At 70.6% G+C, this 25,030-nt stretch carries 18 protein-coding genes; 2 read left to right on the top strand and 16 right to left on the bottom strand.

The window, feature by feature from the left end; translation table 11 throughout:
• Positions 1 to 19: 19 nt before the first annotated feature.
• The 13 genes from ADK65_RS07905 to ADK65_RS07845 form a co-directional block, all read right to left on the bottom strand.
• Positions 20 to 1,228 (bottom strand): glycosyltransferase family 2 protein, encoded by a 1,209-nt coding sequence (locus tag ADK65_RS07905; RefSeq protein WP_053669081.1) that lies wholly within the window; start codon positions 1,226 to 1,228, stop codon positions 20 to 22.
• Positions 1,229 to 1,431: 203 nt separating this feature from the next.
• Complete coding sequence (locus tag ADK65_RS07900; RefSeq protein ID WP_053669080.1) at positions 1,432 to 3,516, bottom strand: hypothetical protein; 2,085 nt, start codon at positions 3,514 to 3,516, stop codon at positions 1,432 to 1,434.
• Positions 3,517 to 3,720: 204 nt separating this feature from the next.
• Positions 3,721 to 5,217 carry a bifunctional cytidylyltransferase/SDR family oxidoreductase gene (locus tag ADK65_RS07895; RefSeq protein WP_053669079.1) on the bottom strand — a complete coding sequence of 499 codons (1,497 nt, stop codon included), beginning with the start codon at positions 5,215 to 5,217 and terminating at the stop codon, positions 3,721 to 3,723.
• A 570-nt stretch (positions 5,218 to 5,787) separates the two neighbouring features.
• Positions 5,788 to 7,338 carry an alkaline phosphatase D family protein gene (locus tag ADK65_RS07890; protein WP_053669078.1) on the bottom strand — a complete coding sequence of 517 codons (1,551 nt, stop codon included), beginning with the start codon at positions 7,336 to 7,338 and terminating at the stop codon, positions 5,788 to 5,790.
• Positions 7,339 to 7,517: 179 nt separating this feature from the next.
• Complete coding sequence (locus tag ADK65_RS07885; protein ID WP_078955855.1) at positions 7,518 to 9,008, bottom strand: FG-GAP-like repeat-containing protein; 1,491 nt, start codon at positions 9,006 to 9,008, stop codon at positions 7,518 to 7,520.
• 131 nt (positions 9,009 to 9,139) lie between these two features.
• Complete coding sequence (obgE, locus tag ADK65_RS07880) at positions 9,140 to 10,576, bottom strand: GTPase ObgE (protein ID WP_053669076.1); 1,437 nt, start codon at positions 10,574 to 10,576, stop codon at positions 9,140 to 9,142.
• Positions 10,577 to 10,700: 124 nt separating this feature from the next.
• Positions 10,701 to 10,955 (bottom strand): 50S ribosomal protein L27, encoded by a 255-nt coding sequence (gene rpmA, locus ADK65_RS07875; protein ID WP_031107501.1) that lies wholly within the window; start codon positions 10,953 to 10,955, stop codon positions 10,701 to 10,703.
• A 14-nt stretch (positions 10,956 to 10,969) separates the two neighbouring features.
• Positions 10,970 to 11,290, bottom strand: coding sequence for a 50S ribosomal protein L21 (rplU, locus tag ADK65_RS07870; RefSeq protein ID WP_030836278.1), 321 nt, complete (start codon positions 11,288 to 11,290; stop codon positions 10,970 to 10,972).
• A gap of 231 nt (positions 11,291 to 11,521) precedes the next feature.
• Positions 11,522 to 15,715: a ribonuclease E/G gene (locus ADK65_RS07865; protein ID WP_053669075.1), complete on the bottom strand. Its 4,194-nt coding sequence runs from the start codon at positions 15,713 to 15,715 to the stop codon at positions 11,522 to 11,524.
• A 260-nt stretch (positions 15,716 to 15,975) separates the two neighbouring features.
• Positions 15,976 to 16,758 (bottom strand): TIGR03936 family radical SAM-associated protein, encoded by a 783-nt coding sequence (locus tag ADK65_RS07860; RefSeq protein ID WP_053669074.1) that lies wholly within the window; start codon positions 16,756 to 16,758, stop codon positions 15,976 to 15,978.
• Between the two features lie 48 nt (positions 16,759 to 16,806).
• Positions 16,807 to 18,003, bottom strand: coding sequence for a hypothetical protein (locus ADK65_RS07855; protein ID WP_107092228.1), 1,197 nt, complete (start codon positions 18,001 to 18,003; stop codon positions 16,807 to 16,809).
• A gap of 142 nt (positions 18,004 to 18,145) precedes the next feature.
• On the bottom strand, positions 18,146 to 18,376 hold the full coding sequence (locus ADK65_RS07850) for a helix-turn-helix domain-containing protein (RefSeq protein ID WP_053669073.1): 231 nt from the start codon (positions 18,374 to 18,376) through the stop codon (positions 18,146 to 18,148).
• Positions 18,376 to 18,873 (bottom strand): DUF2975 domain-containing protein, encoded by a 498-nt coding sequence (locus ADK65_RS07845; protein ID WP_053669072.1) that lies wholly within the window; start codon positions 18,871 to 18,873, stop codon positions 18,376 to 18,378. Before ADK65_RS07845 ends, ADK65_RS07850 begins: the two co-directional genes overlap by 1 nt.
• Before the next feature lie 167 nt (positions 18,874 to 19,040).
• Here ADK65_RS07845 and ADK65_RS07840 point away from each other — a divergent pair, with 167 nt between their 5' ends.
• Positions 19,041 to 19,730, top strand: a complete 690-nt coding sequence (locus ADK65_RS07840; RefSeq protein WP_234352824.1) for a GAF and ANTAR domain-containing protein — start codon at positions 19,041 to 19,043, stop codon at positions 19,728 to 19,730.
• 781 nt (positions 19,731 to 20,511) lie between these two features.
• Positions 20,512 to 20,724 (top strand): hypothetical protein, encoded by a 213-nt coding sequence (locus ADK65_RS07835; RefSeq protein ID WP_053669070.1) that lies wholly within the window; start codon positions 20,512 to 20,514, stop codon positions 20,722 to 20,724.
• 62 nt (positions 20,725 to 20,786) lie between these two features.
• On the opposite strand, the gene ADK65_RS07830 is transcribed toward ADK65_RS07835, so the two are convergent.
• From ADK65_RS07830 to ADK65_RS07820, 3 genes are all read right to left on the bottom strand, one after another.
• Positions 20,787 to 22,751 carry a TIGR03960 family B12-binding radical SAM protein gene (locus ADK65_RS07830; protein WP_053669268.1) on the bottom strand — a complete coding sequence of 655 codons (1,965 nt, stop codon included), beginning with the start codon at positions 22,749 to 22,751 and terminating at the stop codon, positions 20,787 to 20,789.
• Positions 22,752 to 22,838: 87 nt separating this feature from the next.
• Positions 22,839 to 24,344, bottom strand: a complete 1,506-nt coding sequence (locus ADK65_RS07825; protein ID WP_053669069.1) for a CYTH and CHAD domain-containing protein — start codon at positions 24,342 to 24,344, stop codon at positions 22,839 to 22,841.
• Between the two features lie 67 nt (positions 24,345 to 24,411).
• Positions 24,412 to 25,020 carry a hypothetical protein gene (locus ADK65_RS07820; protein WP_053669068.1) on the bottom strand — a complete coding sequence of 203 codons (609 nt, stop codon included), beginning with the start codon at positions 25,018 to 25,020 and terminating at the stop codon, positions 24,412 to 24,414.
• Between the last annotated feature and the right edge of the window lie 10 nt (positions 25,021 to 25,030).

Below are 25,030 nucleotides of genomic sequence, written 5' to 3'. Positions count from 1 at the left end.
CCGGACACCCCCGCCTCGGTCACGCCGCGTGGCGCATCTCCCGGGATGTCAGCACGCGTCGGGCCTTGCGCACGGCGCGCCGCATGAACGTGTCGACGCCGCCTTCGCGGTACCCCGGGAAGGCGCGGGCCTCACGGGGCTCGGCGCGGTAGACCGAGTCGGGGACTCCGGCGGCGCGGTCCCGGAAGTGCGGGTAGGCCAGGTACACACGGCGGCCCTTCCTCTCGAGGAGGGCCGCCGCCTGCTTCTTGCTCTTGACGAACTTCACCACGTCCAGAAGCAGTTCGGGCCGCTGCTCGGCGACCAGGTGCAGCCGCAGCCGCTCGTGCACCTTGAGGCGGTGGGCGACGCCCTCGGTCCAGTAGGTGTCCATCAGCGGCTTGGCGAGCTCGAACTTGTGCCGGCGGATCTCCTCGCTGTCCGTCAGGTACTTCGGCCCGAACTGCGGCAGCAGCGTGACGAGGAAGGGCCGGACCATCAGCTGGTCGCGCCGGCCGCCCGCGGGGACGAGCTCGGCGATGAGGTTCATCAGAGCCCGCGCGGAGTCGAAGCGCAGTGTGTAACCGCCGCTCTTGGTCACGTGCTTGCCGTCGTCACGGCCCACCAGGTAGTAGCAGGTGTGGTCGGCGACCACGGAGACGCCGTCCGCCCGCAGATACGCCTCCATGGTGAACAGCGCGTCCTCGCCGGTGAACAGCGATTCGTCGAAGCGCATGCCGTGCCGGTCCAGCAGTGCGCGGCGGAAGAGCTTCTGCGCACTGAGGGTGAACTTGATGTTGGAGGAGAAGACGTCCGTCCGTTCCACCGTCCTGCCCCACATGGACTTCGGGGCCGAGCGGTTGACGCCCTCGACCTTGCCGAGCACGACGTCCGTGCCGGCCCGGTCGGCCATGGCGACCATCCGCTCCAGGGCCTCGGGGCCGAGCCGGTCGTCGGCGTCGAGAAAGAAGACGTAGCGTCCGGTGGCCTTTCCCAGACCGACGTTGCGCGGGCCGCTGGGGCCGCCGGAGTTCTCCTGCCGGATCACCAGCACGTGCATGGGAGCCCGCTCGGCGAACTCCTCCAGGTACTCACCTGTCCCGTCCGTCGAGCCGTCGTCCACCGCGATGACCTCGACGCGTGTCGGATCGATGGTCTGTGCCTCGACGGACGAGAGGCACTCGATCAGATACGGCATCGCTTCGTACGCACCGATGATCACACTCACATCAGGCTGCGTCACGGTCACGTTTCCCCCTAGTCATCTGGACATTCCCCCTCGTATCGCCTCATTCGCTACTTGATAGACGGGTGATCGAGGCAAGCGGTTGCCTCGCACACGGGTCTTAGTGGGACACGTCACACAGTGATCCGACAGGTCCGGGAAAGAGAAAGAGTTCGGCCCCGAGGAGTTTCTCCTCGGGGCCGAACTCTTCAGTCAGCGGCGGCAGTTCAGGCCGTGCCGACACCGTCCGTCTCACCGGGGGCGGACACCCGCTGCCCGGGCACGGCGTTGGCCAGCTCGGCCTCGGTCTCCGCGAGGGCGGCCGCGTCCCGTGACTGCTGGCCGACGTTGCGCGTCTCGGCCTTGAGGGCGAGGTTCGCGACGGCGGTGTTGAACTGCTCCAGCGAGCTCGGCTCGTCCGGGCCCAGCAGGTACTGCTTGAGCTCCTTGCGGTCCTCGGCCAGCGGGTCGGCGTCCGGGACGCGGACCGCGCCGAGCAGCTCGCCCAGCTCGTCGGCGCTGTTGGAAAGGATCACCGCGGCACGCACCGCCGTGTTGTTCCGCTTGAACTCCTCGACGCCCACCCCGGCGGAGTCCGTGACCGCGTACGGCTTGCCGCTCGCGATGAAGTCGGAGACCACGCTGGAGATGTCGGAGACCATCGCGTCGGAGACGTTGAAGCAGTCGTACAGCCGCGGTTCGGCGCCCGTGATGACGCGGTGTTCCCAGGACGGGAAGGAGCGCCAGTAGGCGTCGTTCCACTCGGCGCGCAGCCGGGCGACCTCCTCGTGCCGGGCGACGTCGACCAGCCCGTCACGGGTGGCCACGGCCTCGTCGCCGCGGTCCCCGCCGGAACCGGACAGCTGCGCGAGCCGGGCCTGGATCCGGTCCAGCTCGGCCTTGGCCTGTGCCTGGGCGGCGGTGTCGGCGATGAACCGGCTGTCCATGGCGCGCTCGGCGGCGGCCTTCTGCACCAGCGCGGTGATCCGCTTGTGCGCGGCGCCGGCCTCCTTGCTGACGTTGCCGGTGAACGGGTGCGGCTTGTACAGGACGCGGACCGGCGGATCGGCCGCGACCAGCTTCTTCACGATGTTCTCGCCGGCCAGCACGACCGAGGTGTTGCCCGGGTTGCCGTCCCAGCCCTCCCAGGTGGGGGCGTACAGCACCGTGGGGATGCGGCCCTCGGGCACGCCCTGCCAGGTCTGGATCGGGGCGAGCTGCGGGCGGCCGACCTCGACGATGTCGTCGTCGCGGACACCGACGTCGGCGATGGCGTAGCGGTCGCGGCCCGCGCGGCCGGCCGTCCACACCTCGTCGTAGACCTTGCTGTACGGGTTGACGCTGGCGAGCTTGTCGCTGTCGCCGTGGCCGATGAAGACGTGCTTGATGGTGGGCACGCGCAGCATGTGGATGTTCTTGCCGACGTTGGCCGCGTAGAGCGCGACGCGCACCGTGGACAGGTCCATGTTCATCAGGTGCACCCCTCCGGGCACGCAGATGACGGGGACCGTGGTGGGCGCCAGGTTGTTCAGGATGGCCCGCTCACGCAGGATGATCAGCGGCTTGGACTCCAGCTTCTCCATGGTGTCGAGCCACATGTTGACCTGGTAGGCGGAGTCCTTGGAACCGGAGAAGTACAGCACCGTCTCCGGCTTGTACTCGGCCAGCCAGTCGTCGACGGCGGCCAGGACGATCTCGGCCTTCGGCGGGATCTTCCGGCCGCGCACGAACGGCACGAGCGCCAGGACGTACAGGGTGGCCAGGGCCACCGTGACGCCGATGCCGATGAAGCCGACCAGGGACGACTTCACCTGGGCGGCGAGCAGGACGCCGACGACGGCCGCGAGGTCGAGGTGGAGCATCTTCTCGGCGGAGCGGTGCAGCAGCTTGCGCGGCGGGGCGTCCGGGATGCGGATGCGGGAGGCCAGGTCGACGTTGCGGGTGGCGACCGGCATGCGGCGGCGGTTGCGGATCAGCTGGACCAGCGCGCCGTGCGGGGCCTGCAGGCCGTAGAAGGCGATGAAGCAGGCGATCGCCCCGTAGTAGATCAGGTTGTCCGCGAGGGACAGCCTGGCCAGGAGCAGGACGAGCAGCAGCTGCCGTATCAGGAAGCGGATCGACAGGCCGGCCCGCACCTTGCCGAGGCGGTTGATCAGGTAGCTGCCCTTGCGGTGCAGATAGTGGTCCGCCAGGTACGTCACGGCGGCCGCTGCCGCGAAGGCGGGAACGCTCGGGACGAGCGCGGCCAGCATGAGGGCGGGGAAGCCCGCCACCATGAGGACCGCCGCGGCCAGCTGGGCCGCGCTGCCCACCCGGGCGACGCGAATAGCGGTGGATATCACGGATAAACCTGCTCTTGGGAGGGGTGTGCCGGTCGTGGTTCGAGAATGCGGCTGGTCTGTGAATATTCGCGAGACGGTATGGATTCAGGCCCCTGCGAAACCCCCTGTACACGGAAACCCGTTGGCAGGAGGGCGCAGAGGCCTGAATTACTGAAGTCTATTTGGCGCCAATTATTACACGCCGTCCTGCCGGTCCAGCACCGTGGCCAGGGCCTGCTCGAAGCCGGAGGCCCGGGCCGCGCCGGCCGTCGGGTCCTGCTGGCGGACGTCGATGACGTGGCCGGTGAGCTCGGAGAGCAGCACGTCGAGGGAGGTGCGGGCCACGGCCTCGGAGGACAGCAGGGACCCGGAGGGCTCCTGGCCGAAGGCCTTGGTGCGCATGGGGGTGGCGGTGCGCTCGGGGTTGATGCAGTTGACACGGACGCCGTCGCCGGCCCACTCGTCGGACAGGGCCTGGGTGAGGTTCACCATGGCGGCCTTGGTGGAGGAGTACAGGCTGTACTCGGCGCGGCCCCGGGTGTAGCTGCTGGAGGTGTAGAGCAGCAACTGGCCCTTGGTCTCGGAGAGGTACTTGTACGACGAGCGGGCGATCTGCACCGGTGCCAGGTAGTTGACCTTCAGCGCCTCCTCGATGGTGGCGTTGTCGGTCTCGGCGAGCTTGCCTATGCGCAGCACGCCGGCGGTGTTGACCACGTAGTCGATGCGGCCGGTCTCGGCGTACGCCTTGGACAGGGCGTCGTCGACCTCCTCCGGGTTCTCCACGTGGGTGCCGGTGGTGGAGCGGCCGAGGGCGTAGACCTTGGCGCCGTAGGACTCGGCGAGCTCGGCGATGTCCTTGCCGATGCCGTAGCTGCCGCCGAAGACGACCACGGTCTTGCCGGTGAGGAGCTCGCGGTAGGCCTCCTCGGAGACCTGCTCGGGCGCGGCCGTGGAGGCCAGCTGGAAGAGCTTGTCGGCGATGAAGACGTCGACGGGCTGGGTGACCTTCATGTTGTACTCGTCACCCGCGACGACGTGGATCGGCACGTCCGGCAGGTACTTGAGCACGACGGAGCAGTCGTCGGTGGCCTGGAAGTTGGGGTCGCCGGCGGCGACCTCGTAGGCCCGCTTGATCGTGGACAGCTTGAACGCCTGCGGCGTCTGGCCGCGGCGCAGCCGGGAGCGGTCCGGGATCTCGGTGATGAACTCGCCGTCCTCGCCGTGCGTGCGCGTGACGATGATGGTGTCCGCGGACGGGATGGCCACGTCGACGGCCTGGTAGCGCTCCAGCGCGACGACGCAGTCGTCGATGACGCGCTGCGAGAGCAGGGGGCGCACGGCGTCGTGGAAGAGGACGTTGGCGTCCTCGCCCTCGGCCAGGCCCTCGCCCAGCGCGGCGATGGCACGCTCGGTGGTCTCGTTCCGCGTGGAGCCGCCCTCGATGACCTTCGAGACCTTCTTGAATCCGGCCTTCGCGACGATCTTCTCGATGTCGGGCACGTAACCCGGCGCCATCAGCACGATGATGTCGTCGATCGAGTCGGCGTTCTCGAAGGTGGTCAGCGTGTGCTCGATGACTGCCTTGCCGGCGATCTTCAGCAGCTGCTTGGGGATCGACAGACCCACGCGCTGACCGGTGCCACCGGCCAGGATCACTGCGGTGGTACGGGGCTTGGCTATGTGCTGGGACACAGGTGACCTACCTTGGGGCGACAGGGAACCCGGAAATGGTCCCACTTGTGGTTACCGCGATGCAAGGTGAGCGCCCTCCACCGCATATGTGCGCGCCACCTCTCATTCACCTGACGGCACTGGTGATTGCGGACGGTTGCGCGAGCCCCGGTGAATTGCGCTGTGAGTAACTGCACAGAAGCTCAGGGGCCGCGGAGCCGCACGGGACAGCGGTGACCGGGGGCACCTTCACGGGTTCCTCGGACGATGTCCAGTGCACGGTACGCCCTTTGGGGACGCCCCGCGTACCGCGCCCGCCGTCCGCGGGGCCGGGGACGTGGGTCCAGGTGCGCGGATCCCCACTTCCCGGTACACACGGCTGCACGTGTTCTTCATGACGGCGGGCCGCGAATACGGCTCTCCCGTCAGCCCAATGGCAGGGAATTCCTGGTTGCGATTCCGCAGCATTTCGGTCTCGGCGGCAGCAATACGCCGCAAACCCGGGCCGGACTTCTCGGCCTTCCGTCCGCCCCGTACGGCGAAGAGCCCGGGACTCACGAGAGTACCGGGCTCACTCGCTCGCGGACCGGGTCAGACGACCTCGACGCCGGGCCGGCCCGCCTCGACCCTCAGCCGGGCCAGCGTGCTGGGCGTCGCGGTGGGCCGCCGCACCGTGTCGACCACCCTGACCTGGGCGTCGATGCCGTCGCGGCGGACGTCGAAGAGGTGGTAGCCGCGGTGGGCGTCGAGCAGCTTCCAGTGCGGGTTGTCCGGGCGCCTCGGGTCCCACTCCTTGCGGAAGGCCTCCTGGTCCTGGTCACCGCTGCTGGAGATGGAGGTGCCGACGAACTCGGCGCCGACGACCTCCGAGTCCGGGTCGGTGTAGTCCTCCTTGAGGTCGCTGATCATCGTCAGGTGCCGGTCCCCGGAGAGCACCACGGGGTTGCGGACCTGCCGGAACTCCTCCAGGAACGCGTTGCGTTCGGCCTGGTAGCCGTCCCAGGCGTCGTAGAACCAGAGCTTGCCCTCGCCGGCCTTGAGGTCCGTCTCGGCCATCATGATCTGGGAGGCGATGAGGTTCCAGCGGGCGGGCGAGTCCTGCAGCCCGTTCAGCAGCCACTGCTTCTGCCGCGCGCCGAGCATGGTCAGCGAGGGGTCCTGGGCGCCTTCCTGGCTGGTGGCCTGGTCGCTGCGGTACTGACGAGTGTCCAGGACGTTGAGCCGTGCCAGCCGGCCGAACTCCAGGCGGCGGTACATCCGGATGTGCGGTCCGTCCGGGACGGCGGTGGCACGGACCGGCATGTGCTCGTAGAACGCCTGGTACGCAGCCGTCAGCCGTGCCACGAACGCGTCGTGCGGCTGCTTGTCCGGGTCCTGCGGGATCTCACCGGCGAAGTCGTTGTCCACCTCGTGGTCGTCGAAGGTCACCACGAAGGGCGCGTTCGCGTGCATCGCGGCGAGGTCGGGGTCGGTGCGGTACTGGGCGTACCGGTTGCGGTACTGGACGAGGCTGAAGGGCTCACCGGTGCCCTCGTGCCGCCGCAGGGCCGTCGCCGAGGGCGTGGACTCGTAGATGTAGTCGCCGACGAACACCACGACGTCCGGGTCCTGCTCCAGCATGTCCGCGTATGGCGTGAAGTAGCCGTGCTGCCAGTTCTGGCAGGAGGCGAGGGCCATCCGCAGGGAGCCGCGGGAACTGTGGGAGTGGGGCGCGGTACGGGTGCGGCCCACGGGCGAGATCTGACCGTCGGTGCGGAAGCGGTACCAGTACGTACGGTCCGCACGCAGCCCGCGTACGTCCACGTGAACGCTGTGCCCGTACTCGGGCAGGGCCTGGGCGGTGCCGCGCCGTACAAGCTTTCTGAACCGGGGGTCCTCCGCGAGCTGCCACTCCACCGGCACCACCCGGTCGGGCATCCCACCGCCGTTCAGCGGGTCCGGGGCGAGCCTGGTCCACAGCACGATGCCGTCCGGGAGCGGGTCACCCGAGGAGACGCCGAGGCTGAACACACCGTCCGGCAACGGCGTCGCCGCGGCTCGGGCGGCGGCCGGGAGCCACAGCTGGGCGGAGGCCGCCGCACCGAGCACGGCGGCACCCGCGGTCAGAAAGCGGCGTCGGTCGGGGGATGCTGCTCCGGTCATCGGCTGACTCCCTTACCTCGCTGGCCACATGGACACGGGGAAGCTTCACGCTCGCGGGCGGTCCGCCCGCTGAACGCCGGGGTTCGCGTACATGACAACTAAGCAGACAAAGGGAGACTCGCCGCCAGCATCGGAACAAGCCGTTGCCGGGGCGAGTCTGACAGGTGATCAGCGACGGGTCAGTGAGCGAAACCCCTGCCGAGCGAGGAGCCGCTCCGGACCGTGCCGAGGGTGCCCGCGCCGAAGCTGACCGAGCCCGTCGCGGTGGGAGTGCTCACCGGGTTGGGGAACGCCCAGACCCCGCCGTCCCGGTTCTCGCCGGTGGCGCCGGCGAACAGTTCGGCCCGGCCGTCATCGTTGACGTCGAGCAGGTTGGTGTCTGCGCCGAAGAAGTCGTTCTGCTCCGCCGTGCCCGGGACGTTCTCGGTGTTCTGGCTGATGCTGTAGGCGCCGTCTCCGGTAAGCCCCTTCTTGCCGCCGCGCAGGAGGGTGACCTGGCCGGCCGCGTACACCTCCCCGAGGTCCTCGCTCGCGCTGCCGGTGGAGACGTCCGCGTAGCCGTCGGCGTTGACGTCGCCGACGGAGATGCTCCCGCCGAAACCGTCGGACCACTCCGGGCTTCCCGGCACACCCGGGGTGTCCTGCGTGATGATCGTCGTCCGCGAGGTGTCGGGCCCCTGGGCCGATCCGTGCACCACGCCGATCTGACCGCCCTTCAGCAGCGGGTCGTCGAGGTCGACTTCGCCGTAGCCGTCGTTCGGGCGGCCGATCACGAGGTCGGCGTATCCGTCCTTGTCCACGTCCCCGACGCCGAGGCTCTCGCCGCCGCGCATGCGGGTGCCGTCGGGGTTGTTCACCGGGGCGGGGGCGCTCAGGCCGTCGCGGGTGCCCCGCAGGAAGACCGCCCGGCGGTGCTTGTAGTCGGGGTCGTGCATGTCGTCGTCGCTGCGGTCGTGGATGAGCGCGACGAGGTCCGTGATGCCGTCGTGGTCGACGTCCCCGGCGGCCACGTCGTCCGTGAAGTACTCGGACTCGAGGGCGAGCGTTTGGCTCTTCGCGGCGCCCTTGGTGCGGTCGAACGGCCCGTACAGCAGACGGTTGCCGGTGGCGAGGTCCAGCTGTCCGTCACCGTTGAAGTCGCCGAGTGCCGGGGTCTCGGGGTCGACCCGGTCCTCCTCGGTGCCGGTGGCGACGGCGGTACCGCCGGACAGACCCTGCTTCCCGCCCCACAGCACGGCGAGCGTACCGGCGTAGGCGACCTCCCCGACGGTCTCGCCCGGGGCGCCCACGACCAGGTCGGCATAGCTGTCGCCGTCCAGGTCGCCCGCGGCGAGACCGTCGCCGTAGTCGTCGTTGGTCTCCGCGGCACCGGGTATGCCCGGGGTGTTCTGGCTGATGACCTGCTTGTGCGTCAGGTCGAGGCCCTTGGCCGAGCCGTACACGACGGCCACGTACCCGGCCTGGGCCTGGCCGTCGACCTTGCCGCGCGAGGCGGCGACGGCCAGGTCCTGGTAGCCGTCGCCGTTGAAGTCGTCCTGGAGCTTCTGGGCGACGGACGGGGCAGCGGGGGCCGCGTGCGCGGCTGCCACCGGTGTGGTCACGGCCGCGACGACGGCGATGGCCACGCCGACCGCTCGGCCGACCCTGCGCTTGGCTATGGACTGTGGCACGTCAACTCCGTTGCTCCGCTGGCAGTTGGGTGCGGGTGAGGAACAAGATCCTCACCCGCACTGCCCTGTACGACTCACCGGAGAACGCCTTGGTTGCACCCAAGTCCGTTGCGAATTTGCTTTTTGTCAGCTCAGAACGGCTCGAAGTCGTCGAACTCCTGCTGCGCCTCGTCCCGCTCGGCCTGCCGGTCCTTGCGGCGCTGCGCGGCAGGCCGCTCGCCCTCGAAGCGGTGGTCCTCACCGCGCCGGCCGAGCATCTCGGCACCGGCCGTCATGGACGGCTCCCAGTCGAAGACGACCGCGTTGTCCTCGGGGCCGATGGCGACGCCGTCACCGCCCCGGGCACCCGCCTTCACCAGCTCCTGCTCGACACCGAGCCGGTTGAGCCGGTCCGCGAGGTATCCCACGGCCTCGTCGTTGTTGAAGTCGGTCTGGCGCACCCAGCGTTCGGGCTTCTCGCCGCGCACCCGGAACAGGCCGTCGGCCTCGCGCGTCACGCTGAAGCCGGTGTCGTCCACGGCCTTGGGCCGGATCACGATCCGGGTGGCCTCTTCCTTCGGCTTCGCCGCCCGGGACTTCGCCACGAGCTCCGCGAGCGCGTAGGACAGCTCCTTCAGGCCCATGTGCGCCACGGCCGACACCTCGAACACGCGGTAGCCGCGCGCCTCCAGGTCGGGCCGCACCATCTCGGCCAAGTCCTTGCCGTCCGGTACGTCGATCTTGTTCAGGACGACGATCCGCGGCCGCTTGTCCAGCCCGCCGTACTGCCGCAGCTCCTCCTCGATGACGTCGAGGTCGGAGACGGGGTCGCGCTCGGACTCCAGTGTCGCGGTGTCCAGCACGTGCACGAGCACACTGCACCGCTCCACGTGCCGCAGGAACTCCAGGCCCAGGCCCTTGCCCTGGCTGGCGCCGGGGATCAGCCCGGGCACGTCGGCGATCGTGTAGACCGTCGAACCGGCCGTGACGACACCGAGGTTGGGCACGAGGGTGGTGAAGGGGTAGTCGGCGATCTTCGGCTTGGCGGCGCTCAGCACCGAGATCAGCGACGACTTGCCGGCGCTCGGGTACCCGACCAGGGCCACGTCGGCGACGGTCTTCAGCTCCAGGACGACGTCCCGCAGGTCCCCCGGCTCGCCGAGCAGCGCGAACCCGGGCGCCTTGCGCCGGGCGGAGGCGAGCGCCGCGTTGCCGAGTCCGCCCCGGCCGCCCTGCGCGGCGACGAACGACGTGCCGTGCCCGACCAGGTCGGCGAGGACGTTGCCCGCCTTGTCCAGCACCACCGTGCCGTCCGGCACCGGCAGGACCAGGTCCTGGCCGTCCTTGCCGAAGCGGTTGCCGCCCTCGCCGGGCTTGCCGTTGGTGGCCTTGCGGTGCGGGGAGTGGTGGTAGTCGAGCAGCGTCGTGATCGACTGGTCGACGGTGAGGATCACGTCCCCGCCGCGCCCGCCGTTGCCGCCGTCCGGCCCGCCCAGCGGCTTGAACTTCTCACGGTGGACGGAGGCACAGCCGTGGCCTCCGCTACCCGCGGCGACGTGCAGCTCGACGCGGTCCACGAAGGTGGTCATGGTGTGTGCCTCCAGGTGCGTACGTATGTGTACGGGGTTCTACGGGGTTGTTCTCTGCGTAACACGCGAAAGGCGGACCCGCTTCCCGTGAGGGAAGTGAGGTCCGCCTCGCGAAAGTGTCCGATCAGGCGACCGGAACGATGTTCACGACCTTGCGGCCACGGTGGGTGCCGAACTGCACCGAACCGGCCTCGAGGGCGAACAGCGTGTCGTCGCCGCCACGGCCCACGCCGGAACCCGGGTGGAAGTGGGTGCCACGCTGGCGGACCAGGATCTCACCCGCGTTGACGACCTGACCGCCGAAGCGCTTCACGCCGAGCCGCTGGGCATTGGAGTCGCGACCGTTCCGGGTGGACGATGCGCCCTTCTTGTGTGCCATTTCTCCTCAGTCCCTTACTTCGCAGCCGTGGGGATCTCAGTGACCTTGATCGCCGTGTACTGCTGGCGGTGGCCCTGGCGACGGCGGTAACCGGTCTTGTTCTTGTAGCGCAGAATGTCGATCTTCTGGCCCTTGTGGTGGTCCACGACCTCGGCCTGGACCTTGATGCCGGCCAGCACCCACGGGTCGCTGGTCACGGCGTCGCCGTCGACAACGAGCAGGGTCGAGAGCTCGACCGAGTCGCCAACCTTGGCAGTGGAAATCTTGTCAACCTCAACGATGTCGCCGACAGCAACCTTGTGCTGGCGACCACCGCTGCGCACGATGGCGTACACGCGGAACTCACTCTCTCGCTCGGGAAACGGCACCCCCGCAGGCCAGCCGCCCGGCTCAGCGAGCAGCCTCTCCTGGCGCCCGGCGCCCGGAGGATGAAGGTTTACGGGGATGTGGCGCGTCAGTCGACACGCCGACGGTCAAGGTTACGGGGCCGTGGCCGAAGGGGTCAAACCGAGCCGGACCCGCCACCTGTGCGACCGGTCACGCCGGTCGCACAGGTGCAGTGGATCTCAGCCCTCGTCGGTGGAGGCCGTGACGGTGGGCGCGGACGAGGCCGACTGCTCCGCCGCCACGGTCTTCTTCGACGCGGTCTTCTTGGCGGCCGTCTTGGTGGTCTTCGCCGCCTTCTTGGCCGTCGTCTTCTTGGCGGCGGTCTTCTTCGCCGCCGTCTTCTTGGTGGTGGCGGCCTTCTTCGCCGTGGCCTTCTTCGCCGTCTTGCGGGCCGTCTTCTTGGCCGGCGCCGACTCCTCGGCGGCGCCCTCGGACGCGGGCGCCTCGGCGGCCTCGGGCACGGACGCCTCCGGAGCCTCCTCCGACGCGGCCGACGGGACGACCACGACGGCCGTCTCCTCGGACGCGGTGGACGCCGTGGGCTTGCGCACGGCGCGACGCCGCGGACGGGCCGGGGCGGCGCTCTGGGCGGGCGCCTCGGCGGCCTCGGGCTGCGCGTCCTGCCCGGGTGCCTCGGCGGCCTCGGCCAGCGGGGCGGTCTCGGCGACCGTCACCACCGTCGCCTCGGCCCCCGCCGGGGAACCGGCCGGAGCGGACACCTTGCGGGTGGCCCGCCGCCGGGTACGGCCCTTGGGCGCGGCCTCCTCGACCGGTGCGGCCTCGGCAGCCTGAGCTGCCGACGGGGCCTGCGCGGCCTCGACCACCGGGTCCTCCACGGCCATCGGCTCGGCCTGCGCCTCGGCGGCCGGCTCCGGCTGCACCGGACGGGCGACCTCCTGCTCGGCGGTCACGTCCTGCGCCGTCGGCACCTCGGCCTCGGCCTGCTCGGCCCTGCCCCGGCCCCGCCGGGTCTTCTCCCTGCCCTGCTCGGCCTTCGGCTCGGCGGCTTCACCGCGCGGGGAGCCCGCCGGAGCCGACGCCCGCCGGCTCGCCCGGCGACGCGACCGCCCACGGCCGGCCGCGGCCTCCGCCTCGGCGGCGCTGCTGTACAGCTCCTCGTCCGGCTCGAAGGCCGGCTCGGGCAGTGCGATCGGCTCGGCGGCCTCGGCGACGACCTCCGCCTCGGTCTCCGCCTCCTGCTCGGCGGTCTCGGCGGTGTCGACGGCCGCCTCGTGCACGTGCGGCTGCTCGGCGGCACCGGCACGGGCGCGCTTCTTGCGCTTGCCGCCGCCCCCGGGGGCCGTCGGCTGCTCCATGTGGACGATGACACCGCGGCCGTTGCAGTGGACGCAGGTCTCGGAGAAGGACTCCAGCAGCCCCTGCCCGACCCGCTTGCGGGTCATCTGCACGAGCCCCAGCGAGGTCACCTCGGCGACCTGGTGCTTCGTACGGTCCCGGCCCAGGCACTCCAGCAGGCGCCGCAGCACCAGGTCCCGGTTGGACTCCAGCACCATGTCGATGAAGTCGATGACGATGATGCCGCCGAGGTCGCGCAGCCGCAGCTGGCGCACGATCTCCTCGGCCGCCTCCAGGTTGTTCCTGGTGACAGTCTCCTCGAGGTTGCCGCCCTGGCCGGTGAACTTGCCGGTGTTGACGTCGACGACGACCATCGCCTCGGTCCGGTCGATGACCAGCGAACCGCCGCTGGGCAGCCAGACCTTGCGGTCCAGGGCCTTGGCGAGCTGCTCGTCGATCCGGTAGGTGGCGAAGACGTCGACCTCGGAGGTCCACTTCGACAGCCGCTCGGCGAGGTCCGGCGCGACGTGCGAGACGTAGCCGTGGATGGTCGACCACGCCTCGTCTCCGCTGACGACGACCTTGGAGAAGTCCTCGTTGAAGATGTCGCGCACGACCCGGACGGTCATGTCCGGCTCGCCGTACAGCAGCGTCGGCGCGTTGCCGTTCTTGGCCTTCTTCTGGATGTCCTCCCACTGCTGCTGCAGCCGCTCGACGTCCCGGCGCAGCTCGTCCTCGCTGGCGCCCTCGGCGGCGGTGCGCACGATGACGCCCGCGTCCTCGGGGACGATCTTCTTGAGGATGGTCTTCAGCCGGGACCGCTCGGTGTCGGGCAGCTTGCGGCTGATGCCGGTCATGGAGCCCTCGGGCACGTACACGAGGTAACGGCCGGGGAGGGAGACCTGGCTGGTGAGGCGGGCGCCCTTGTGGCCGATCGGGTCCTTCGTCACCTGGACGAGCACGGACTGGCCGGACTTCAGGGCGGACTCGATGCGCCGCGGCCCGTTGGCCATGCCGAGCGCCTCGAAGTTGACCTCACCGGCGTACAGGACGGCGTTGCGGCCCTTGCCGATGTCGATGAAGGCGGCCTCCATCGACGGCAGCACGTTCTGCACCTTGCCGAGGTAGACGTTGCCGACGTACGAGGTCGACTGCTCCTTGTTGACGTAGTGCTCGACGAGCACGTTGTCCTCGAGGACGCCGATCTGCGTGCGGTCGCCGTGCTGGCGGACGACCATCACGCGCTCGACGGCCTCACGGCGGGCCAGGAACTCGGCCTCGGTGATGATCGGGACGCGCCGACGGCCCTGCTCGCGGCCTTCGCGGCGGCGCTGCTTCTTGGCCTCCAGACGGGTCGAGCCCTTGATGGACTGCACCTCGTCGGACGGCTCCGCCTTGGGGCGGGGCTCGCGGACCTTGACGACCGTGCGCTCCGGGTCGTCGTCGGAGGGCTCGGAGTCGGTGCCGGAGTCACCGGCACGGCGACGGCGACGACGGCGCCGTCGGCTGCTGCTGGAGCCGCCCCCGCCGGACTCGTCGCGGTCGGTGGCGTCGTCGGAGTCCTCGTCGTCCTCCTCGGCGCCGTCCTCGGCGTCCTGCGCGGCGGCCGGCTCGGACTCGGCGTCCGGGCCCTCGCCGCCCTCACCGTCGGCGTCGGCGGACTCACCGCGCCGGCGGCGGCGACCGCCCCGGCGACGGCGGCGGCGCGAGCCGGTGCCCTCGGACTCGTCCTGCTCGTCGCCGTCGGCCTGGTCCTCGGCGTCGTCGGTCTCCTCCGCCTCCTCGGCGGTGGTGTCGGCGGCGGTCTCCGGGGCCGGGGCCTCGGGCTCGTCGGCGGCACCGCGGCGACGGCGGCGGCGACGCGAGCCGCCGCTCTGCTCCTCGCGCTGGGCCTCGGCCGGGGCGGACTCCTCGGCCTCCTGGGGCTCTTCCGCGGCCGCCTCGGCGGCGGCAGCGGCAGCGGCCCGCTCCGGCGTCTGGAACTGGGGCTCGGTGAAGACGGGTGCCTGGAACAGCGCGACGGCGGGCCGCTTCGGACGCGAGGACGACTCGCTCTCGCCGTCGGCCGCATCCGCGGACACCCGAGCGGCGGCCTTCGAGGCCCTCCCGCCCCGGGCGGGCTGGGCGGGCTCGGCGAAACCGCCGGCGGCCCGGCGCACGACCCGGCGGCGGCGACGCGGACCGGTCTCCTCGGCCGGCTCGGCCGGCTCGGCGGCCGTTTCGGCAGGGGCCTCGGCGGAGACCTCGGCAGCGCGGGCGGGCTCGGCGGCAGCGGTTTCGGCTGCGGCGGCCTCGGACGCCCGGGCAGGCTCGGTGGCGGGGCTCTCGGTCACGGACGGCTTCGCCTCCTCGGCGCTCCCCTTCGCCGCGTCCGCGGCCGAAGGCGCCCCGGCGGGCGCGGACGCCCGCCGCGAGGCACGCCGGCGTGTCCGACGCGGAGCAGCCTCTTCAGTGGTCTCGGCACCTTCGTCGACGTCGTCGGTCACGACGGCCGGCTGCGGGGCCGCGGCCGGTGCCGCGGTCGCCGCTGTGGTCTCTGCCGTCTCGGCGCTCTCGGCCGTTTCGGCGGAAGCGGCAGCGGGCGAGGTCACGGTGCGGGTGGCGCGGCGCCGGGTGCGCTTGGGGGCGGCGTCCTCGGACGCCTCGGCGGGCGCGACCGGGGTGGCGGCCTCGGCCGGCTCGGCGGTGGGGGCGGCGGTCACCGGGACCACGGTCTCGGCGGCCTCCGCGGCTTCCGGAGCGCCGGCAGGCGCCGAGGCACGGCGCACGGCGCGCCGCCGCCTGGGCGGGGCGGGCGCGGCAGCCTCGTCACTCTCGACGGCCTCGGGGGCCTGGGCCGCCTCGGCAACGGCCTCTTCGGCCTCGTCGGTCCCTACGGCCTCAGCGGCGAGGTCCTCGGCCTCGGCGGCCGGTATGGCCGGAGCGACGGTCTCCACCGGCGCGTCCGAGGAGGCACCCGTGGGCGGGCCCGCCGGGCGGGACGCGGCACGGCGCCGCCGACGGGGCGGCAGAGTGTCGCTGGGGGTGTTCTGTTCGGAGCCCGTGGAGGACTCTGCGGGTTCGGTCGGTTCGAGCATGCGGGCTTGTCTCCCGTCAGGCTCCCGGGCGCCGCGCCTGGTCCGGCGATGCCGGTGACGTCCGCGGCGCGCGCTGTGCGCGTTCGCCGCCGTCCGGGGCGCGGGCGCCGCACGGGAGCTCTCTGTGTCCTGTCTCGCCGGTTCCGTACGCCGAATGCGTACGGCCTGGCGAAAGTCTTCTGGTCGGTGCGCTGCCCGACCCAGGTGGCTCCCGAGTCCGAGGGCGGCGCTACGACGTCCGTCCCTACGCGGGACCTTCCTTACGCCGGCGCCGTCGCGGTGGCAGTCGGTTCGGCCGTTGGGTGGGCCTCGACTGCCTCGCGGTCGGGCGCGAGCGGGTCGGTCACCGTGCCGGTCTCTTCATCGAACAGCCCCTGCGCCAGCCTGGTCACCGCTGCGGGGACCGGCGGCGCCAGGTCGGCCACGGCGCGGAGACCGGACAGGACGTCGTCGGGTCGTACGGCAGGCGTCACGTGCCGAACAACCAGCCGCAGTATCGCACAGGGCTGGTCCGTCGGCCTATCAGCCTGCGAACTGTGTGTTTCCGTGAGGTCGCGGACCTCCAGGCTCGCCACGGCGGCGCGGGCGTCGAACGTGCGGACGCCGTTCTTGGCGAGGCGCTGGACCTCGACCGTCTCGGCCGCGGTAAAGGCGTCCGCCGCCCGGCGGGCCTCCTCCGGCGGCACCCCGTCCAGCCGGAGCTCCCACACGGAAGCCGTCAGCCGGTCGGCGAGTCCCGAGGTGCGGGCCTCGACCGCGTCGGTGATGTCGAGCCCGGTGGGCAGCGACTCGTCGAGAAGGGCCCGCAGCTGCTCCGGGTCGCGGGGCGCGGTGAGCGCGATCTCCAGGTACTCCGCCTCACTGCCCGTGCCGGTGGGTGCGGCATTGGCGTACGACACCTTCGGGTGCGGTGTGAAGCCCGCCGAGTAGGCCATCGGCACCTCGGCACGGCGCAACGCACGCTCGAAGGCGCGCTGGAAGTCACGGTGGCTGGTGAACCGGAGGCGGCCGCGCTTGGTGTAACGCAGTCGGATGCGCTGCACCGCGGGTGCGGGCGGCGGGCCTTCGGGCTGTCGCTTGCCCAGTGTCGTTCAGTCCTTCGTGAGAGCGGTCGTACTGCTACCAAGAGTACGTGCCTCGCGTCCCGATGGTTCCCCGCGGTCGGCGAGCTGCGGCCTGCGCGGCTCGCCGAGGAGCATCCGCCGGAAGTCGGCGCGGGCCTGGCGTACGGATTCCCGGGCGGCGGCCACTGCCTGCCGGGTGGCCCGCCGCACACTGCGGGCGGCCTCGGCGGCGGGACGCAGGAAGGTGTCCCGGACGACGTGCCCGACGGGCGTGAGCACCCTGCGGTACGCCCACCGCACCGGCTCGACGAAGATCCACCGGAAGAGTCCGCCGAGGAACCGGCCGACGGTGAGCGAGATGTGCCCGGCGATGCGCCAGGCGTGGCCGAGGGCGTCCCACACCTCCCGACCGATGACGGCGAGGACGCGTCCGACCGGCGTGAGGACCCACCGCCAGAGGGCGAGCGCGGGCAGGACGAGCAGGATGCGGGCGATCCAGTAGAGGGCCGTGCCGATGCCGGTGACGGCCGTGCTCACCAGCCACACCAGCCCCTTGCCGCACCAGGCGACCGCGCGGCCGACGGGCGCGAGCACCCAGGTGTACAGCCACACGGCCGGTATGACGACGAGGTACTTCACGAGCCAGGACACGACCGTCCAGACACCGATACCGAGCGCGGCGAGCACGGCGCCGACCCCCTTCACAACCCACAACAGCGCGTGCCCGACGGGCGTGAGGAGGTACGAGTAGACCCAGCCGAGGGCGGCTCCCGCGCCCCGGGCGAGCCAGGCGATCGCGTGCCCCACCGGGGTCAGCACGGAGCGGTGGAACCACACCAGGGGCACGACGACCAGGACGTTGCCGAGCCATCCGAGGGCCCGGCCCACCGGGACGACGACGTAGCGCCACAGTCCGACGAACGGCCAGACGAACACCGCACGCCCGAGCCACAACAGCGCTCGCCCCATTGGCCGGAGCAGCGCGTCGTTCAGGAACCGCCCGGTGACGACGAGCGCGTCCCACAGCATCCGCACGGGGACGACCAGGACGAGCACGATGATCCGTACGGGGATCCGGACGGCGACGGCGAGGCACCCCTCGGGGGCCTGCGGCTCGCGCGAGGCGGGCGGCTGCGGCTCGCGCCGTACGGTCGGCCCGGCCGGCCGCTTGTGCAGATCGACCCGCGCCTCAAAACCCTCGCGGGGATGCTTCTCCAGATCCATACCGTCGTAGACGCTCTCAGTGGCCCGTCCGGATCCAGCACCGCACAGTCCCGCCCCGTTCTCCCGCGATTCCTCCACTCGGCCGCAAGATCATACGAAACAGGCCCGGGTGACCTGCGCCTGGAGCAGCGGGACGCACCGATCAGGGGATGGCCGGGTCAGCCATCACGTCGGTCTCCCAGCGCAGCAGATCCCCCGGCTGGCACTCCAGCACCTCGCACAGTGCGGCGAGGGTGGAGAAGCGGACCGCCTTGGCGCGGCCGTTCTTGAGGACCGCCAGGTTGGCGGGGGTGATGCCGACGCGTTCCGCCAGTTCCCCCACCGACATCTTGCGCTTGGCCAGCATCACGTCGATGTCGACGGCGATCGGCATCAGATGACCTCTTCCAGCTCTGCCTGCATCCGGGCCGCCTCCGTGTCGCGTGCGACAGCCTGCGCGAGCAGCATCCGCAGGACGAGCACGACCAGCGCGACGCCGAGCACGGCCACCACGACCCCGCACAGCACCAGGACCACCCCGGGAGCGACGGCCTCGCCGGGCGCGAGCACGACCGCGAGCGCGAAGACCAGCAGGGCGGCCGCCACGAACGCGCCGATCACGACATGCACATAGCGGAAGGCGGCAGTGGAGAACACCGTCCCGCGGCGCACCATCGTCACCAGCCGCCACACGCAGACCACGACGACCTGCGCCGCCACGATACCCAGAACCGTGATCACGAGGATCGGGGTGCGCAGGTACGCGTATTCGGCCCTGAGCCCGTTCATGTCCGCGGCCAGCAGCGGCACCATCACCACTTGCACGAAGAGCGACCCTGCGAGCAGCACCACGAGCACCCCACGCAACGCCGCAACGGCCAGCTTCCCCATTGCCACCCCTTCGATCGTCCTGCGATGGAAATCTATCGAGATTCGATAGATGACGCAAGAGCGGGCCTCCCGCGCCTCGGCCACCTCGCGCGCACTGCCGGTGTGTGCGACACGTGACACCGTGGCAGGAGGTATGCATGCCCGGCACCGGACCGAGGAGGACGACAGTGGACTGGCGCGTGTTCGCACGGGAGATGGCCTCCATGTCGCGCGACCTGCTCGCCCAGGAGACGGTCGGCGCCACGCTCGAGCACATCACCAGAGCCGCCACCGAGCGCGTGTCGGGATGCGATGCGGCCGGCATCCTCCTCCTGCACGGCAAGAGCGTGGAGACGCTGGCGCCCACCGACGACCTGGTCGTCGAGAGCGACCGGCTCCAGGAACGCCTCGCGGAAGGCCCCTGCTTCGACGCGGCCCGGACCAGCACCGGGGAGCGCGTCTTCCGCATCGCCGACTTCACCGCCGAGCAGGACCGCTGGCCCGCCTACGCCGGCCCGGCCCGCGAACTGGGTGTGGGCAGCATGATGGGCTTCCTGCTCTACACCGAGGACGAGGATCTGGGCGCGCTCAACCTCTACTCGCACCGGCCCGGGGCCTTCACGGACGACAGCGAGACCGCCGGCTGGCTACTGGCCTCGCATGCGGCGGTGGCCTTCTCCAGCGCCCGCAGCCACGCCCAGATGGAACAGGCACTGGCCACACGCCACACCATCGGAGAGGCCATGGGCATCCTCATGGGCAGCCACCGCCTCACCGAGGAGCAGGCGTTCGACGTACTGCGCCGCTACTCACAGGAGAAGAACGTCAAGCTCCGCGAGGTCGCCCGGCGCGTCTGCGCGGAGGGCCGCCTGACCTGACGGCTCCCCCAGCACACATTCTGAACTGGGGGAACCTGGCCGGGTCGATCCCCCGGGGGAGCGTCACCAACTCGACCTCCCTGGCGGGTCCCCCACAAAACGGCCCTCTCACCTCCCATGTTCTCCCGCCCGGGATGCGACGTGATCTTCGTGCGCCGCGCTCCCCTTTCTCCGGATGAGCCGTGGGGTGGAACCGGCAATTCCTGAGAGCCGCCGAAGAGAAGCCACCGACGCGAGGGAATGACATCGCTTGCACGTCGCCCGAGAATGCCGCGGAATCGCTTCATACCGCGGAGGAAGCGCCCTTTCAGCCCTGCCTCACCTACACGCGACAAACCGAGGAGAACGGCGTGCGCTGCGCCAGGCGCGCGTGCTGCGCAAACCATCGGACATCGAGCCGCGTTTACTGATGGACCAACCTGCGCCCGACACATGCTGGGCAGCCGCCAGTAGATGGAGGCCCGGATTCGGCGTCCGCGACACGTCAGCGAACCGAATCACGTTATCCGCAACAATAAAGCGATGGCCGATGCACAATGGAGCGCAGAGAACCATCTCGAAGCCTTTTCGCAGATCGAGAACTGTTACGCCCAGTCCATCATCGACTGGAGCGCCCATCCTCCTCGGCTCGGAGCGTTGCGGTGGGACAGGAAATTCAGTAAAGACGCCCACGCTGCGGAACCAATCGGACTCCGACATAGTTTTCTGCCCCACGGGCGAAACTCTTCCGCACACCGATGCCGGACGGAGAGCGTTCGCAAGCACTCAACCAGGAGGCCTCATGACCCAGGCCCCGCCTCCTCCTGCCGGAGGCCTGTCGCAGGGAGCCCTGCTCGTCGTCATCGCCATGCTGATCGGCCTCTTCACAGGCCTCGCGGCGGGCGTGCTGGCCGTTCTGCTCCACGCGACGGTCCTCGACGCGGCGAAATGGGCAGGCGGCACGTTCATCGCCGTCACGATGCTGCTGTTCAAGATCCGCGAACTTCTGCGCTGACGCACCCTCCGCCTGCTGCCGGCCCCTCACGAAGGACCGGCAGCAGGACCGGACGGCTCTCCTCAGTGCGTGTGCCCGCCGGGAGCCGGTGCCGCGTTCTTGACGGTCAAGGGCAGCAGCTTCTTGCCCGTCGGGCCGATCTGGATGCTGGTGTCCATCTGCGGACACACCCCGCAATCGAAGCACGGCGTCCAGCGGCAGTCGTCGACCTCGGTCTCGTCGAGGGCGTCCTGCCAGTCCTCCCAGAGCCAGTCCTTGTCCAGGCCGGAGTCCAGGTGGTCCCAGGGGAGGACCTCCTCGTAGGTGCGCTCGCGGGTGGTGTACCAGTCGACGTCGACGCCGAAGGGGGCCAGTGCCTTGTCGGCGCAGCTCATCCAACGGTCGTAGGAGAAGTGCTCGCGCCAGCCGTCGAAGCGGCCGCCGTCGTCGTAGACCGCGCGGATGACCGCGCCGATGCGGCGGTCGCCCCGGGACAGGAGGCCCTCGACGATGCCGGGCTTGCCGTCGTGGTAGCGGAAGCCGATCGAGCGGCCGTACTTCTTGTCGCCGCGGATCTTGTCCCGCAGCTTCTGCAGCCTGGCGTCCGTCTCCTCCGCGGAGAGCTGCGGAGCCCACTGGAACGGCGTGTGCGGCTTGGGGACGAAGCCGCCGATCGAGACCGTGCAGCGGATGTCGTTGGAGCGGGAGACCTCGCGGCCCTTGGCGATGACCTTCGTCGCCATGTCGGCGATCTGCAGGACGTCGTCGTCGGTCTCCGTCGGCAGGCCGCACATGAAGTACAGCTTCACCTGGCGCCAGCCGTTGCCGTACGCCGTCGCGACCGTGCGGATCAGGTCGTCCTCGGAGACCATCTTGTTGATGACCTTGCGGATGCGTTCCGAGCCGCCCTCGGGGGCGAAGGTCAGGCCCGAGCGGCGGCCGTTCCTGGTCAGCTCGTTCGCCAGGTCGATGTTGAAGGCGTCCACGCGGGTGGAGGGCAGCGACAGGCCGATCTTGTCGTCCTCGTAGCGGTCGGCGAGGCCCTTGGCGATGTCGCCGATCTCCGTGTGGTCGGCGGAGGACAGCGACAGCAGGCCGACCTCCTCGAAGCCGGTCGCCTTCAGGCCCTGCTCGACCATGTCGCCGATGCCCGTGATGGAGCGCTCGCGCACGGGGCGCGTGATCATGCCGGCCTGGCAGAAGCGGCAGCCGCGGGTGCAGCCGCGGAAGATCTCCACCGACATGCGCTCATGGACCGTCTCGGCCAGCGGGACGAGCGGCTGCTTGGGGTAGGGCCACTCGTCGAGGTCCATGACAGTGTGCTTGGAGACGCGCCACGGGACCCCGCTGCGCTTCGGTACGACACGGGCGATCCGGCCGTCCGGCAGGTACTCGACGTCGTAGAAGCCGGGCACGTACACCCCGCCGGTCTTCGCCAGGCGGAAGAGGAGTTCCTCGCGGCCGCCGGGGCGGCCCTCCGCCTTCCAGGCGCGGACGATCGCGGTGATCTCCAGGACGGCCTGCTCGCCGTCGCCGATCACCGCGCAGTCGATGAAGTCGGCGATCGGCTCGGGGTTGAACGCCGCGTGGCCGCCGGCCAGGACGATCGGGTCGTCGACGGTCCGGTCCTTGGCCTCCAGCGGGATGCCGGCCAGGTCGAGGGCGGCCAGCATGTTCGTGTAGCCCAACTCCGTGGAGAAGGACAGACCGAACACGTCGAAGGCCTTCACCGGCCGGTGGCTGTCCACCGTGAACTGCGGGACGTGGTGCTCCCGCATGAGCTCCTCGAGGTCCGGCCACACGCTGTAGGTGCGCTCGGCGAGGACGCCCTGCTGCTCGTTGAGCACCTCGTAGAGGATCATGACGCCCTGGTTGGGCAGACCGACCTCGTAGGCGTCCGGGTACATGAGCGCCCAGCGGACGTCACAGGAGTCCCAGTCCTTGACTGTGGAGTTGAGCTCTCCGCCGACGTACTGGATCGGCTTCTGCACATGCGGGAGCAGAGCTTCGAGCTGCGGGAAGACCGACGCAGCGACTTCGGCAGGCATGTCGCGCACCTTCGTGAGCTGGACTGAACTGACAGGGGTGACCATCCAGACTAACGCGGTCGCGGGGTACCTCCGTACGCCGGAGGATCAGAGGTCCGCCGCACGGTCCTTGATCCCGGCCCAGAACCCGGGCAGTTCCGCCTCCGCGCGCAGCGCTCGCTGCTCCTCGCGCTCGTGGAGGAGGCCGTAGGTGAAGGCGCTCTCCCCCGCGGCGTGGGCGACCGCGGACAGCTCGCGCAGGGCGTGCCGGGCCATCACGCTGTCCTGGTGCTCGCCGAGCAGGTTCTGCAGCGCCTTCATGGACTTGACCACGGCCTTGGCCGGCTTGCCGAGGACGGGTTCGGCCGCCTCGGCCGCGTAGCGGGTGCGCTTGGTCTTCTTGCGGGCGTCGTGCAGCACGACGTCCCGGTCGGCGCCGGGTTCCAGGTCCGCGGCCCGGTCGATCAGTTTCGCCACCTTGCGGAAGTCCTTGCGCACGGCCTTGGCGATCGGCTTGCGGGGTTTCCTGCCTGCCGCCTTCAGCAGGGGCGGGTCGGCGATCAGTGCGTCCAGGGTGTCGAGCAGGTTGAGGTAGCGGTGGGAGTCGAGGACACCGAGGAGGCGGGCGCGGGCGCTGCCGTGCTCGGCGCTCGACCAGGAGTGCAGGCGCTTGGCGACGGGGCCGCGGGCCAGGGCCTGGGGAACGTCGTCGAGGGCCGACGTCAGCCGCTCGGTCAGCACCTCGCGGTCCCGGTCCCGGCCGAGCTCGCCGGCGAGCCACTTGAGCTCGTCCGCGAGGGGGGCGGTGACGCTTCGGTCGAGGATCTCTCCGAACGACTTGAAGGTGCTGCGCAGCCGGCGGGTGGCCACCCGCATGCTGTGCACGGAGTCCTCGGTGTCCCGTCGGACGGCGGGATCGAGCTCGACGATCGCGTCCCGCTGGGTGCGCACGTAGGCGAGCACGTGGTCTCCGGCGGTCACCGGTTCCCGGGCGGACGACGGCTTGCGCCGCTTCCCCGGTGCTGTCTCCTCCAGGGCGCGGGCCAGCTTCGACGACGACGCCGACGGCCGTGCGCCTACCTTGCGCAGCCGCTTCTCCACCTTGTCGAGCAGGGCCGGGTCTCCCCCGTCGGCGAGCTCCACCTCGATCTCGGTCCACTGCGTTTCGCCGCGGTGCCCCGTGAGCCGCTCGGCGTGGACGGTGTCCACGCTCACCTCGGCGAGCAGCCGGCCGTCGGCGTCGAGCAGGTGCCGTACGTCGCGTTCGGAGCGCAGCCTGACCACCGGAAGCAGTTCGCCGGCGCGCACCCGGGAGCGGATCAGCGCGGCGAGGTCTTCGGGGAGGGTGTCGGTGAGCGGGGCGCGGATCTCGTCGCGGACGTTCGGGGCGACCGGGAACTTGAGGTGCCAGCCGGCGTCGGAGCCGCCGGTGCGGCGGCGCAGGGTGACGGACGATGCGGCGAGGCGTTCGTCCGCGGTGTCGTGGTAGGTGGCGTCGAGGTGGGCAAGGCCCTGGTCGGCCACGGCTGCGACCCCGGGGATGCCGGTCAGGTCGGGAAGTCCGCTCTCGTCGGATTCGTACTTGCGCTCGATCTCGCGTTTCGTCTCCGCCATGCGACAAATCTAGTGGCTGACCGGCCCGGACAGCAGTGGTGGGCGCGCTCCGAGCGGGCCGTCCCGTTCAGGTCGTCAGCAGGGCCCGCATCTCCTCGCCGTCCGGGAACGGTGCGTCCTTGGCGGTCCGGGAGACGAGGTACACGTGGGCGTCCTCGAACTGGTGGTACGACAGCGGCTCCGGGCCCTGTCCGACGATCAGCACGTTGTGCTCCAGACGCCAGCTGACGTACCGCGTGTCGTACCGGGGCTGCCGGATGTCGTGGTTCGGCAGCCCCAGCCGGTCGGTGAAGCGCTGCACGACGGCGGTGAAGTGGGCGTCGAACTCCGGTCGCCAGGCGCCCTCCTCGCTGGTCCAGCCGGGCAGGGGCCCCCAGCAGTCCTCGTCGAGCAGGCCGCCGTCGACCGAGTAGAGGTAGGCGAAGGGGAGGTGGAGCGAGCCGTCGCCGTCACAGGTGACGAAGTGTCCCTGCGGGGTGATGTGGGTGGCGTCGGGGACGTCTGGTGCGTCCTCGTACGCCGGGCCCTGCACCGTCTGCGACCAGTCGGGCCAGCCGGCCTCCCGCATCCGCGCCTCGATGGCGTCGTCGTCGGTCAGATCCAGTTCGGCCAGCGCGAGGAGCTGGTTCACCAGTTCCTCGGTCACCGGGCACCGGGCCACGTACTCCCCGGACATTCCGCTCCTC

It is taken from the genome of Streptomyces sp. NRRL B-1140 (assembly GCF_001280065.1).
Taxonomy (GTDB): Bacteria; Actinomycetota; Actinomycetes; order Streptomycetales; family Streptomycetaceae; genus Streptomyces.
The sequence above is the reverse complement of the archived record's forward strand: the minus strand, read 5'-3'. Positions and strand labels throughout refer to the sequence as shown.